This is a genomic window from Holdemania sp. 1001095H_141210_F2 (assembly GCF_015558105.1).
GTDB lineage: Bacteria > Bacillota_I > Bacilli_A > Erysipelotrichales > Erysipelotrichaceae > Holdemania.
On sequence record NZ_JADNPO010000002.1, the window covers coordinates 54,777 to 67,952 of the forward strand.

Annotated in this window: 12 protein-coding genes; 2 read left to right on the plus strand and 10 right to left on the minus strand. The window is 53.8% G+C overall.

Annotation, left to right across the window (positions count from 1 at the left end):
* The first annotated feature begins 81 nt into the window (after positions 1-81).
* Positions 82-1,959 carry an FAD-binding protein gene (locus tag I2G61_RS01510; protein WP_195547801.1) on the plus strand — a complete coding sequence of 626 codons (1,878 nt, stop codon included), beginning with the start codon at positions 82-84 and terminating at the stop codon, positions 1,957-1,959.
* A complete protein-coding gene (locus I2G61_RS01515) occupies positions 1,922-2,134 on the plus strand; it encodes a hypothetical protein (RefSeq protein WP_139248552.1) in 213 nt (70 codons plus the stop codon). Before I2G61_RS01510 ends, I2G61_RS01515 begins: the two co-directional genes overlap by 38 nt.
* Here the strand turns inward: I2G61_RS01515 and I2G61_RS01520 are convergent.
* From I2G61_RS01520 to pyrH, 10 genes are all read right to left on the minus strand, one after another.
* Positions 2,131-3,396 (minus strand): S41 family peptidase, encoded by a 1,266-nt coding sequence (locus tag I2G61_RS01520; RefSeq protein ID WP_072683514.1) that lies wholly within the window; start codon positions 3,394-3,396, stop codon positions 2,131-2,133. The two genes, I2G61_RS01515 and I2G61_RS01520, sit on opposite strands and share 4 nt — an antisense overlap.
* 369 nt (positions 3,397-3,765) lie before the next feature.
* Entirely contained in the window at positions 3,766-4,668 is a 903-nt protein-coding gene (locus tag I2G61_RS01525; protein ID WP_072683515.1) for a LysR family transcriptional regulator, read from the minus strand.
* Positions 4,669-4,717: 49 nt separating this feature from the next.
* Complete coding sequence (locus I2G61_RS01530; protein ID WP_159432751.1) at positions 4,718-6,745, minus strand: FAD-dependent oxidoreductase; 2,028 nt, start codon at positions 6,743-6,745, stop codon at positions 4,718-4,720.
* A gap of 220 nt (positions 6,746-6,965) precedes the next feature.
* Positions 6,966-7,979 carry a UDP-glucose 4-epimerase GalE gene (galE, locus tag I2G61_RS01535; RefSeq protein WP_072683517.1) on the minus strand — a complete coding sequence of 338 codons (1,014 nt, stop codon included), beginning with the start codon at positions 7,977-7,979 and terminating at the stop codon, positions 6,966-6,968.
* Positions 7,980-8,034: 55 nt separating this feature from the next.
* Positions 8,035-9,081: an RIP metalloprotease RseP gene (gene rseP / locus I2G61_RS01540; RefSeq protein ID WP_072683518.1), complete on the minus strand. Its 1,047-nt coding sequence runs from the start codon at positions 9,079-9,081 to the stop codon at positions 8,035-8,037.
* 3 nt (positions 9,082-9,084) lie between these two features.
* Positions 9,085-10,239, minus strand: coding sequence for a 1-deoxy-D-xylulose-5-phosphate reductoisomerase (locus tag I2G61_RS01545; protein ID WP_072683519.1), 1,155 nt, complete (start codon positions 10,237-10,239; stop codon positions 9,085-9,087).
* Between the two features lies 1 nt (position 10,240).
* Entirely contained in the window at positions 10,241-11,005 is a 765-nt protein-coding gene (locus I2G61_RS01550; protein ID WP_072683520.1) for a phosphatidate cytidylyltransferase, read from the minus strand.
* On the minus strand, positions 11,002-11,703 hold the full coding sequence (locus I2G61_RS01555; protein WP_072683521.1) for an isoprenyl transferase: 702 nt from the start codon (positions 11,701-11,703) through the stop codon (positions 11,002-11,004). The genes I2G61_RS01550 and I2G61_RS01555 overlap by 4 nt, the downstream gene beginning before the upstream one ends.
* A gap of 47 nt (positions 11,704-11,750) precedes the next feature.
* Positions 11,751-12,299 carry a ribosome recycling factor gene (gene frr, locus I2G61_RS01560; protein WP_072683522.1) on the minus strand — a complete coding sequence of 183 codons (549 nt, stop codon included), beginning with the start codon at positions 12,297-12,299 and terminating at the stop codon, positions 11,751-11,753.
* A gap of 18 nt (positions 12,300-12,317) precedes the next feature.
* Entirely contained in the window at positions 12,318-13,019 is a 702-nt protein-coding gene (pyrH, locus tag I2G61_RS01565) for a UMP kinase (protein WP_006060154.1), read from the minus strand.
* Positions 13,020-13,176 lie beyond the last annotated feature (157 nt).

The window sequence follows — 13,176 nt, forward strand, 5'->3', positions numbered from 1 at the left end:
TGTGATAAGATATTCACAGATAAATTATTTTACTATGGTAAATATTTTATCTGATTAAATTATTATGAGGAAGGAGAACTTATGAGTTACAAAAAAGGAATTTCCCGTCGTGATTTCATTAAAGGCGCCGCTGCCAGTGCGTTTGGCGTCGCCGCCGCAGGTCTGTTAGCCGGCTGCAGCACGGAATCCACGACCCCTACCGCATCCCCGGACGCCTCGGCCACACCGTCCACGCCAACCGGTCGGATCACCGGTTATTCAGGCCCGGGCGACTGGCTCGGCGAAGCTCCGGTCATCAGCGATTATGCTAAGGAAGTCAATGTCGACGTCGTCGTTGTCGGCGGCGGTCACGCCGGCGTACAGGCGGCCTTAGCTGCTGCGGAAGCGGGATTGAAAGTCGCAGTCTTAGAGCGGATGGAGGAAGACCTGTTTACCTGGTATGGCGAAGATATCGGCGCGTTCAACTCCAAGCTCCAGCAGGAGATCGGCTTCGGCACCTATGATCTGGGCGAAGTCGTCAACGAATTCGTCACCCGTTCCGGCGGCCGCTGCTTCCCGGCGATCGTCAAGTCTTACGTCCACAATTCCGGCCCAACCCTCGATCACATGCTGGAAGTCGCCAAGGAAATGGGCGTTGATCCCAAGGCCTACACGTATGACAATACGCCAGAGGGCTGGCTGATCATGCAGGCGAACATGGATTATGAGAAAATTCAGGCCGGCAACGACATGTACGACTGCCTGCGCTACGATTACCCGATGACCCCGGGCACCAAAACCTGGGCGGCCACAGCGCAGTTTATGGGGCAGTACAACGACCAGCCGATCCAGGGCGTCGCGGCAAACTCGGTGCTGCCGCTGATCAACCAGGCCTGCATCGACAAGGCAAAGCAGCTGGGGGCTGAGTGGTACTACGGTACGGAAGCCATCGTCCTGCTTCAAAACGAGGCGAAAGACATCATCGGCGTCGCGGGCAAAGCGAGCGACGGCAGCTATATTAAATTCAATACGACCAAAGGCGCGATCCTGTGCGGCGGCGATTATGCCGGCAACGCGGATATGTGCTGGGCCTTATTGAACGAATACATGGAACGCTTTGAGCGGGCCGGCGGCGAACAGCCGGACTTCTTCTCCTTCATGGGCGGACGCAAGGGTGAAGCGGTCAAGATGGGCTGCTGGGCCGGCGGCATGATCGAACCGGCGCCGCGCGGAAGCATGCTTTTAGGCGGCGGTCCGAGCGGTCCTTGGGGCTGCAACGCGATGCTGTGGCTCAACAGCGAGGGCGAGCGCTTTACCAATGAAGGCAACCTCTCCGCGGCGCAAACCGCCTGCGCCCGTCAGCCGGAGGGCACCTTGTGCTTAGTTACCGATAAGAAATGGCTGAAATCGGTCTGTGCTTCGGGGCTGGAGCACGGCGGACCGAACGCCGGCCGGCCGCAGTATTACATTGATCTGATCAACGATATGGATGCGTTGGTCAGCGGACCGGAAGGCGGCACCATCCGCGGCTGCACCGTCGCTGAACGTATGGAATCAACCGTCATCAAGGCGGACACGCTGGAGGAGCTGGCGGACTACTTGGGCTATGCCGGGGCGGCGAAAGAAACCTTCCTGGCCTCGATCGAAGCCTATAACCAGCTTTGTTACGCGGGCAAGGACACCGATTACGGCAAAGACGCCTCCTGCATGATTCCAGTCGACGAAGCCCCGTTCTACGCGGTCAAGAGCGAGAAGAACGACAAGCCGACGCCGATGATGGTCACGATGTCCGGTCTGGTCACCGACAAACGCCAGAACGTGCTGGACATGAGCGGCAAGAAGATCAAAGGGCTGTATGCCGCGGGCAACTGCCTGGGCGGACGCTACGGCTTAGGCTACTCCACGCCATGCGCAGGCAACTCGATTGGCATGGCGGTGACGCATGGCCGGCTGGCAGGTCAGTTCATCAGCGAGGAATAAAATCTGGACGACGGAACAACGTGAACGGTTCCGGCGTCTTTTTATACAGAAAAAAGCCGGAAGCTGTGAAACGGGAATCCCGCCGCAGCCGCTGGCTTTTGTATTTTCTCCTGATTTATCTTCTCCTGTTCAATTTTCTCCTGTTGAATTTTCTCCTGTTTTAAAATTTTTTTAATTGTCCGTATCCTTGGCAGCCGCTTTGGCTTTGATCATCAGAAGATCTTCATCACATTCCCGCGGCGTCCATTCGATTTCAATATCGCAAGGCACGCCCGCCGGCTGATCTCTTGTCCACGCTTGGCGGCGGCTGATCGGATAATCCAGCTGAAACAAATCGTCAAATACGACGGAGATCAGATTGCAGGTTTGATAACGGCCGCTGCTTTGTCTTCCGACGAGAGTGCAGCGTGATGAACGGGAGGCCAGATCGGCCAGCTCTTCCGCGACCCCGGCGGTAAACAGATCGGTGATCAGCACCGTTCTGCGCTCCGGCTTAACCGGCTGAATCAGCGCGTCTTCCTCTGCGCCCCAATCAGCTTCTGTTTCCAGAACCCAGCCCAGATCCGCTTTCGCTTCCAGTTCTTCGATCATTTCGGATGCGATGGGAGCCAGATCCGGGTCCGTCATCATCGTCTTCAGCTGATCAATCCGGCGATGGCAATTTTTCCCGGTATAATGGGTCAGAAGTCCCTGCCCTTCCATGACCTCGCACACCGGTACCGGTTGATCCAAAATATACGGCAGCAGGCAGAACATCGACGATTCCCACCCTTCCTCACAGCGCCTGAGATCCAGAATGATCGAATCCGCCTTCGTCAGCAGCTCTCTGTTTTCTTCCACCAGTCGTTCCAGGGTTTCGTCGATCCGCTCGATTTTAAGCACCGCACTCCCCTCTTCAACGACTATCGTATTTGTTTTCAGCACTTCTGTCCTGGCAAAACGACGCAGCGGCATAACCCAGGTCTGTCCGTTCCGGCGCACCGTAATCTGATCGGCCATTTTCAAAAACCCCGTCCAGATCTGACGGTCATTCTGATCAGAATAGAACACCCGCTTTTTCAATGTTTCCGTATAAAAACACAGCGGCTGGCCGTTGATCGCGATAATCTCGTCCTTTGGCTGCAGCTGATCTTCCTGATGCACCTCGCTGACCATTAGTACCTCGCCTTTGCGTCGGGTGAAAAAGCCGTTGGTAAAGGGTTGGTAATCCGGGCCGGGATGCCGCAAAAAACGCAGGTTGCGGTCGCCGGTTTCCGCAAGATATTGATTGACCTGACGGAAAAACAAATCCGCATCCAATTCTTTTTTCATAAACGCCGTCCCGATGGTATGGACGTAAGGACGTGGATCGTGGTGATCCCGGCACATCGCAAAGCCGGCGTAATCTTCTTTGATCGTGTGGACAATTTCCTGAAACAACTGATCGTATCGGGGCATAAAACTCCTCCTTTGCCACTGGTATCATTGTACCATAGTCCTCATTTGGCAACAAGGTTTACTATGGTAAATTATTCATCTCGACACCGCCTTGTTTTTCTCTCCCCTTGTTTTTCTCTCCCCTTGTTTCTTTCCTCTTTGGATTTAAAAAAGCTTGCAAATCTGTTTCTTCATAAAATGAAAACGGTCAAAAAGACCGCCTTCTATGGAAAAAATGCCGATAACCTCCGTTTTTCAGTTCAAAATGTTCTGAGAAATTCTGAACTCGTCAACCTTTACCGCAAGCTTGATCTGACCATTTTTTCCGCTTATCCCTATTGCGCCGGGCCAGCTCATTTCAATTCCCTGCCCTTTTCCAGAATGATGGTATCAACACTTAACGTCGGTATTGATGAAAAAGCATTGCAGCAGCTCTTGCTTCAGCTGTTGAATCGCCTTATTTTTGCGCTGCCTGGGATGAATTAAAAGATTGATCTGACAGGTCGTCTTCTGATCCAGCACGGGAATCACCTTGTATTCTCCAATGGACTCCGTCGGATAACACAGATTGTTGGAAATCCCGATCGCCTTCCTGTCCTGATAACCGAACAGCGTCGCGGTTAAATTTACGGTATTCAACACAATTCTCGGCTTAAAGCCGCAGCTTTGACAGGCCTGCATCAAAATATCATAATTTCGGAAGTAACGGTTTACGGTGATGATCTTTTGATCCGCTAAATCCTGAATCCGCAGGCTTTTTCTATTTGAGAGAACGTTTTCCGGATGCACCAGGGCCGCCAGTGTTCCCTGATGCAGCACCGTGCAGTCGAAACGCACGTCATCCACCGGCCCGAACGTGATTGCGATATCCAGTTCTCCGCTTTCAATCTTTTCCTCACAATAGGAATCCCAGGCGTCGATCATGACGACGTTGCCATGCTTTCTCAGAAACTGATCGAGCTGGCTGCGAAAATTGACGAACGGCGTGTCGACGCCCATCGCCACACCGATGTGATAAAACTGATGGCGGCGGCGCTGGATCTGGTTTAAGGAAAGCTGGAGCGTCTCCCATTCGCTGACGATCCGCTTTGCGGCAGGATACAGTTCGTCGCCATATTCCGTCAGTTTGTAACCACTCCCCAGCTTTTCAAACAAGGGACAATCCAGCTCCGTTTCCAGGTTCTTGATCGACTTCGACAGACCTTGATAGGAGATATACAATTCATTGGCCGCTCTGGATAAGCTTCCTTGATCCGCGACCTTAATAAAATATTTCAGCTCATTAATATTCATGATTTCATTGTAACAAGAAAACGGCGCGAAAGCAAAGCGCCGTTTTCTGTTATTCTCCGCAGGCGGCCGCTGCCGCGTTGCGGGCCATGTGAATTGAATTGCCGATCGCCAAACCGCAGCTTGGATACACGTTGGCAAACACGCCGGTCAGCGCGACTTCTCCTGCCGCGTACAGACCGGAGATCGCCTGATTCTCCTGATTCAGGACATGCCCGGTTTCGTCAATAACCAACCCTCCGAAGGTCGCCGCCGCAACCGGATAGCGGGCAAAGGCATAGTAGGTATCACCTTCGACTGGAATCAGATAGTCGGAAGGCTTGCCAAAATCATCATCCGTTCCTTTTTCGCATAACTCGTTATAGCGCGCGACAGTGGCTTTCAGCGTTTCCGGATCGGCTTTGATCAAGGCTGCCAGCTCATCGAGGCTGGATGCTTTGACCGCGTTTTCCAGCGTGACGCCATACTGGACAGTAGGATAGCTTTCCGCGCAGACGCCGTCCCGCGTCGCTGTGATATAGTAATTCACCGCATTGTTTTCACGCTTAAAGGCTTCTGCGGAAACAGATTGATAACTGTGTTCGTTCGCCAGCCGGTTTCCCTTCATATCGACCACCAGTCCGGAGGCGGTACTGCCGGTTTCACCAGTATTGAAGTCGACATACTGCAGCTGCATGCCGTCGGACTCAAAGATCTGTGCGCCGACCTTGCCGGCCATCGTCAGACCATCGCCGGTGCTGCTGGCGGCAGAGTTGAAAATTGGATTAAACGCCGCGAACCGCGCTGTCATCTCTGGGTTTGAGCCATAGCCGCCAGTTGTCAGAATCACCGCTTTGGCTTTCACCGTTACGGTTTCGCCCGCCTGATTCACCGCCTGAACGCCGATGACTTCTCCCTGTTCATTCGTCAGAAGTGTTTCTGCGCGAGTCTCCAGCAGTAAAGTTCCGCCCTTTTCCAGCATTGACTTTGTCAGCGGCACGGTAATCCCGCCGCCAATCCCGGAAGCAATTTCATTCTTCGGGCTTGTCAAATGCAGGCGGTTCGGCGTCAGCGTCGGCTGGGCGGTGGTCACATAGGTAACGGCAACGCCGTTATCGGCCAGATAATCCAAGTCCTTGCCGATACCATAGGCATAGTCATGAATCATCTTTTCATTCAACAGATGGTCCTCATCATAGCTCATTAAAAACTGATAAAGCTCCTCAGCGCTGTCTTCCACGCCGTTTGCCTTCTGCGCCGCTGTCTCGGCAGCGAAAATATTGCCGCCGCTTTGCACGGTGGATCCTCCAGTGATTCCCGTTTTTTCAACCAGGAGCACCGATTTTCCTTCATCCAGCGCCGTATTGGCTGCCGTAAGTCCCGCAGCTCCCCCGCCGACGACCGCGATATCTACGGTATATTCGCTTTCCGTCGGATTCGCAATCGGTGCCGGTTCGCTGAACGCCGTTTCCTCAGCCCCGGCCTGAGTGAGACAGTCCCGGACGCCGGCCTTAATTGCGGAAGACGTCACGGTCGCCGCCGAGACGTTATCAACGCTGACTGTCTGATGTTTTACGATCCGCTCCGACAAGACTTCAACCGGCGTCATCACGGATCCATAGCCAATGCCAAACGTTTCTGTGTGCTCGATCACCCTGACTTCCTTGATCGACGTTTCATCAACGGTCGTTTCAATTGTCATTTCACCATTGTGACCTGTGACAACTGCGGAATAGGTGCCGGCATTCAAATGAACCGCCGTTTCCGTTTGTCCGTTTTTCTTGTTTACCGCCTGGCGCACGGCAGACTGGATCGCTTTGGATGTCATCGTCGCGCCGGCGACAACGTCCACGTCCGCGCTGTTGGCCGCAACAATTTTCTCCGGCAGTTCTTCGGCTGCCCGGGATCCGACGCCTTCGGTTTCATCCGGCGCCTTGACTTCAACCGCGATAATCTTGTCGGCTTTGAACGTAACCTTGGCAGTCACGGTTCCGCCGTATCCCTGCGCTGAGCCTTCAAAGGTTTCTTCCTTGGCTGACGAACACGCTGTGAGCGACACGGCCATCAATAAAGACAGAATACTAATGATCAATTTTTTCATTTTCCTTCCCTCCGTCTTCATGATAACATTTTCACATGATGTTATCCATCAACGAAAAGTTCAATTTCTTAAACTTTCTGATGAACCGGCAATCCTCAGGCGCTGCTCCCCCTTATTCCTCCCGAATTTTTTCTGACCTCCCTTCAGACCTACCGATCGTCTTCACCGCCAATTATCAAAAAAAAGCGGTCGTTTTGACCGCTTCCTCGCTCCTGTCTTGTTATTCGGTGATACCGTCCGGATTCTGCTGCTGGAAATACCAGGAATCCTGACACATTTCATCAATGCCATACTGGGCGCTCCAGCCCAGCAGTTTCTTCGCCTTGGTCGTATCGGCGTAACAGGTTGCGATATCCCCCGGCCGGCGCGGCATGATCTTGAACGGAATTTCTTTGCCGCTCGCTTTGACGAAGGCGTCCTTGACCTGCAGCACGGAATAGCCGTGGCCGGTTCCCAGGTTGACCGCTTCCACGCCCTTGTTTTTCAGCACGTATTCCACGGCTTTGATGTGGCCCAGCGCCAGATCGACGACATGGATGTAATCGCGCACGCCGGTTCCGTCGACCGTATTGTAATCATTGCCCCAGACCCGCAGGAATTCACGCTTGCCAGTCGCGACCTGGGCGATGTACGGCACTAAATTGTTCGGAATGCCGTTTGGCGTTTCTCCCAGCAGCCCGCTCTTATGCGCGCCGATCGGATTGAAGTAGCGCAGCAGCATGATGCTCCATTCCGTATCGGAAACGAACACGTCGCTTAAGATCCGTTCGATCATCAGCTTCGTCGACCCGTACGGATTGGTCGTCGACAGCGGGAAGTCCTCTGTGATCGGCACCTTATGCGGATCGCCGTAGACCGTAGCGCTGGACGAGAATACGATCTTCTTGCAGTTATGCGCCTTCATGACCTCGCACAGAATCAGCGTACCGGTCAGATTGTTATGATAATACGTCAGCGGAATCGTCACCGATTCGCCCACCGCTTTTAATCCGGCGAAATGAATGACCGCTTCGATTTCATTTTCTTCAAATACCTTTTCGACCGCGGCTTTGTCCAACAGATCGTTTTCATAAAAGCGCGGACGCTTGCCTGTGATCTTCTCAATCCGATCGATCACGCCTTTGCAGGAATTGACCAGGTTGTCGATGATGACAACGTCGTAGCCGGCGTTGATCAGTTCCACCGTTGTGTGGCTGCCGATGAAGCCGGTGCCGCCTGTGACTAAAATACTCATGTTCGTTCCTCCTGTTTATTTCTATGCCTTCCTCGCCTTTGAGGAAATGAAGCTATCAGATAAACAACCGCATCAGATCCTGCCATGTGACGTAGACCATCAAAAGCAGCACCAGCGCGACGCCGACCGCCGTGATTCCGGCTTCCAGCTTTTGATTCAGCGGCTTGCCGATAATCATCTCAACGATCACCAGCAGAATCCGTCCGCCGTCTAAGATCGGCAGCGGCAGCAAATTGAAGACGCCGACGTTCAGCGACAACAGCGCGATCAGCAGAATGTAGTTCTGTAATCCCAGACTGGCCTGCTGCTCAGTCACCTGATAAATTCCGACCGGCCCGGACAGGTCTTCAAAGCCGATCCCCTTGACTAAGCGGGTCAGAGCGGTGACCAGTTCTTTCACGGTCTGCCCCATATACTGAGCGCCGTAATAACCGCTGTTGAGCAGCGTGGTCTTGACCTGCGTCGCCGGCGGAATTTTGATTCCGACCAGCCACGATTGTTCTTGTTCGTTATACACCGGCGTCACCGTTTTTTCAAGCGTTTCATCGCCGCGCTTCAGCGTGTAGGTCACCGGCTCGGTATTGTCCATCGAATACGTCAGGATCTCATAAAAGTTGGACGGCTTGACGACGGTTCCGTCAGCGAACACGACCTTGGTGATCACATCGCCCTCGACAAAGCCCGCGGCTTCCGCCGGCGATCCTTCGACCACGCCGCCGACCACCGCTTTGGGCGCGATGTTGTAGCTGCCGTTGATCAGGATGATCGAAGCGAAGATCAGCCAGGCCAGCACGAAGTTCATGATCACACCCGCAAGCATGATGACAATCTGCTTCCAATGCGACACGCCCTTGATCGTCCGCTCGTGCGGCACGCCTTCAAACTCGCTGCCTTCCTCGCCTGCCATCGCGACGTAACCGCCGATTGGCAGCGCGCGCAGCGTGAAAGTCGTTTCCTTGCCCTTCCAGGCCCACAGCTTCGGTCCCATACCGATTGAAAACTCTCCGCAATAAACATGGAAACACTTCGCAGCGATCAGATGACCGCATTCATGCACGATGATAATGACGGAAAGCAGGATGATAAAATACAAAATTGCCATTGCTTAGGCTCCTTTCAGATGTGATTTCACAAATTCACGGGCCTGGCGGTCCGCCTCAAAAATCGCATCCAGGGATGGTGTTTCCGTGAAAGCGAGTGTGCGGCAGGCGTCGATCACCAGCTCCTCAATGTCTAAAAATGAAATTTTCCCCTCACGGAATGCAGCGTTGGCTTCCTCATTGGCGGCATTCATTACCGCCGGCATCGTTCCTTGTTTTCTTCCTGCTTCATATGCTAACCCCAAAAGCGGATAGCGGGCAAAATCGGCAGGGGCAAAATGCAGGGTTCCGACCGCGGCCAGATCCAGCGGCTGACTGTTGAACAGCTCCAGCCGTTCAGGGTAGCTCAGGGCATACTGAATCGGCAGCCGCATGTCAGCCGTGCCCAGCTGGGCGATCACAGCGTGATCCTGGTATTCGACCAGCGAATGGATCACGCTTTCTTTATGAATCAGCACGTCGATATGATCAAAATCGACGTCGAACAGCCAGTGCGCTTCAATGACCTCAAACCCCTTATTCATCATCGTCGCGCTGTCGATCGTAATTTTAGCGCCCATCGACCAGTTCGGATGCGCCAGCGCCTGAGCGACCGTCACCCCCCGCAGTTCTTCGCGCGTCTTATCGCGGAAGCTGCCGCCGGAGGCCGTGATGATCAGCCGGCTCAGCTGTTCCCTGCGGCTGCCCTGCAGACATTGGAAAATCGCGGAATGCTCGCTGTCGATCGGCAGCAGCGTCACGTGATGCTTACGGCAGGCAGCGTTGACAAAGGCTCCGGCCACGACCAGCGTTTCCTTATTCGCCAACGCGATATCGTGCCCGGCTTCAATCGCCTGCAGCGTCGGCTTCAGGCCGACAAAACCGACCAGCGCGTTGACCAGCACGTCGTAATCGTCGCGTTCGCTTAAGCGCAGCAGCCCGGTTTCTCCCCAGACCCATTCCAGATCAGGATATTCCTGAGCCAGGCGCTGACAATCCGCTTCCTCCTGCACGCAGACCGCCTTTAACTGCGGCAGCTGCGCGATCAGTTTTTTCAGCTGCGGGATGTTGCGGCCCGCGCTGATCGACGTGATTTGAAAGGCTTCAGGATGCGCTGTGCAGACGTCAACCGTCTGCACACCGATCGAGCCGGTCACGCCCAATACACAACAACGTTTCATATTACACCACCATCGCTAAAATCAGCGTAAAATACAATAAGTTAAACAGTAAGCTGTCGATCCGGTCCAAAATCCCCCCGTGTCCGGGAAGGAACGAACCGAAGTCCTTGATTCCGACATGCCGCTTGATCAGGCTGAACGCCAGATCGCCCAGCTGTCCGACAACCGCCATCGTCGCCGCTCCAAACAGGGCCAAGCCCAACGGCAGCTCCGGCAGCATCGCCCAGGCGAAGATAAACGCTCCTGCCGTCCCGCACAGCCAGCCGCCGATCGCGCCTTCAACCGTCTTCTTTGGGGAAATCCGTTCGATCAGCTTATGCTTGCCGAAGAAATAACCGCAGAAGTAAGCGCCGGTATCGGTCAGATAGGTTGCCAGAATCACATACATCATCAGCCACGAGTTCCGGTCATAAATCGAAATGATCGAGCGCACAGCCATGACGAACACCGTCAGCATCGCGAAAACCAGCGTGATATCGTTCAGATTCAGCTGCGGATCCGCAATGGACGCCGCAAACAGCAGCACCAGCGTCAGCGCCAGACCGGCACCCAGCCACTCCGGGCCGACTAACGCCAAACCGATCATGACCGCGATCATTGCGATCATCAATCCATTTTTCCGCGGTGTCTTCAGACAATGCGTGATTTCATACGCCCCCGTGACCAGACAGAACAACATCAACAGGTCGATCAGCGCCCCGCCCAGAATTAACGGCGGCAAAACGACCGCGATGATCAGCGCCGCCGTCAGGATGCGCTGTTTCACTTGACGCCTCCAAACCGCCGGTCACGCTGCCTGAACTGATCCAGACATTGCTTGAGCAGCTCCGGCGTGAATTCCGGCCAGGCTTCATCGACAAAGATCATTTCGGCATACGCAATTTCCCAAAGCAGGAAATTAGAAATCCGGTATTCCCCACTGGTGCGGATCAACAGATCCAGCGGCGGAAACTGCGCGCCCATTAAATACTGGCCGAACTGCTCATCGCTGATCGTATCGCTGGCCTTGCCGTCGCGCACGTCGCGGGCATACGCCTGGGCGGCTAACACAATTTCCCGCCGGCCGCCGTAATTCATCGCGAAGTTCAGGATCATGCCGGTATTGGCCTTCGTATCGTCGATCGCCGCCTGGAGCACCCTGGCGGTCTCCTTCGGGATCTGATCCATTTCACCGATCATCGTGATCCGGATGTTCTTTTCCATCAGTTCCTTAAGGAACCGTTTAAAGAAGACCGACGGCAGCTTCATCAGATAGCTGACTTCTTCCTCCGGGCGCTTCCAGTTCTCCGTCGAAAAGGCGAACACCGTCAGCACTTCCACTCCCAGATCGTTGGCAGCGATCGCGATGTTGCGCACATTTTCCACGCCCTGGTAATGACCGGCCGTGCGGACCTTGCCCTGCTTTTTCGCCCAGCGTCCGTTGCCGTCCATAATAATCGCTACATGTCTAATTTTTTCTTCCATACCGTTGCTCCTTATCAAAGAAGCTCACTACAAGGTGAGCTTTGCCGTTACACTGTCATGATTTCTTTTTCTTTTTCAGCCGCGATGGAATCAACTTTCTTAATCATTTCATCCGTCAGCTTCTGAATCTTTTCAAGACATTCTTTTTCTGCGTCTTCCGTCAGCGTGTCGTCTTTCTTCGCGATTTCATTCGCATCCCGGCGCAGGTTGCGGACCGCGATCTTCGCTTCTTCCGACAGCTTGGAAACCTTCTTGCATAATTCCTTGCGGGTTTCTTCCGTCAGAGCTGGAACGTTAATGCGGATGACAGAACCATCGTTCTGCGGATTTAATCCCAGATCCGACTTGTTGATCGCATGTTCGATCGCTTTTAACGAGCTCGAGTCGTACGGCTTGACGACCAGCTGGCGGCCTTCAACCACGGTGATCGAGCTGATCTGATTGATCGGCGTCGGACAGCCGTAGTAATCGGCTTCCACCCCCGCAAGCATGCCGGCGTTGGCGCGGCCGGTGCGGATGGTTTCCAGATGTTCGCTGAACGTGTCGATCGCTTTCTGCATTTTAGAACGGCTGTTATCCAGTATTTCTTTCATCATCGTATGATTCCTCCCTGTTTATTCTACGATTGTGCCGATGCTTTCGCCCATGACGGCGCGCTTGATGTTGCCTTCCTGATTCATATTGAAGACGATCAGGTCGATGTGGTTGTCCATGCACATGGAGGTCGCAGTCGTGTCCATGACCGCCAGTCCCTTCTGAATCAGATCCATATACGTCAGGCGATCATATTTAACCGCATTGGGATCCAGCTTCGGATCCGCGGAATACACGCCGTCAACGCCGTTTTTCGCCATCAGAATAACGTCCGCTTTAATCTCGGAAGCCCGCAGCGCCGCAGTCGTATCGGTCGAGAAGAACGGACTGCCAGTGCCGGCGCCGAAAATCACGACGCGGCCCTTTTCCAGATGCCGGATCGCCCGGCGGGCAATAAACGGTTCGGCGACCTTGTTCATCTCAATCGCGGTCTGCACACGCGTCGGCACTTCGATCTGTTCCAGCGAACTCTGAATCGCCAGCGCGTTGATCACTGTTGCCAACATGCCCATGTAGTCGGCCTGAACACGCTCAATCCCCATTTTTTCCGCCATTTTGCCGCGGATGAAGTTGCCCCCGCCGACGACGATCGCAATTTCAACACCCAGATCCTGAATTTCCTTGATCTGGCTGGCCAGCGATTTCAGAATTTCGGGATCGAAATTGGTTCCCTGTCCGGACAGAGCTTCTCCGCTGAGTTTGAGCAGGATGCGCTTGTACATAGTTATCTCTCCTTTTTCATCAGAAATTGATTCTGTGATTGCTTCTTTTTCAGTCGTTATTTTATCATATTCGCCTGTGTTTTCCTAGAGTCTGACGCCAAGTTCATCAAATTTAAGGAATCGCGCTCCCGCATAGAAAGTGTATGTCGCAAAACGG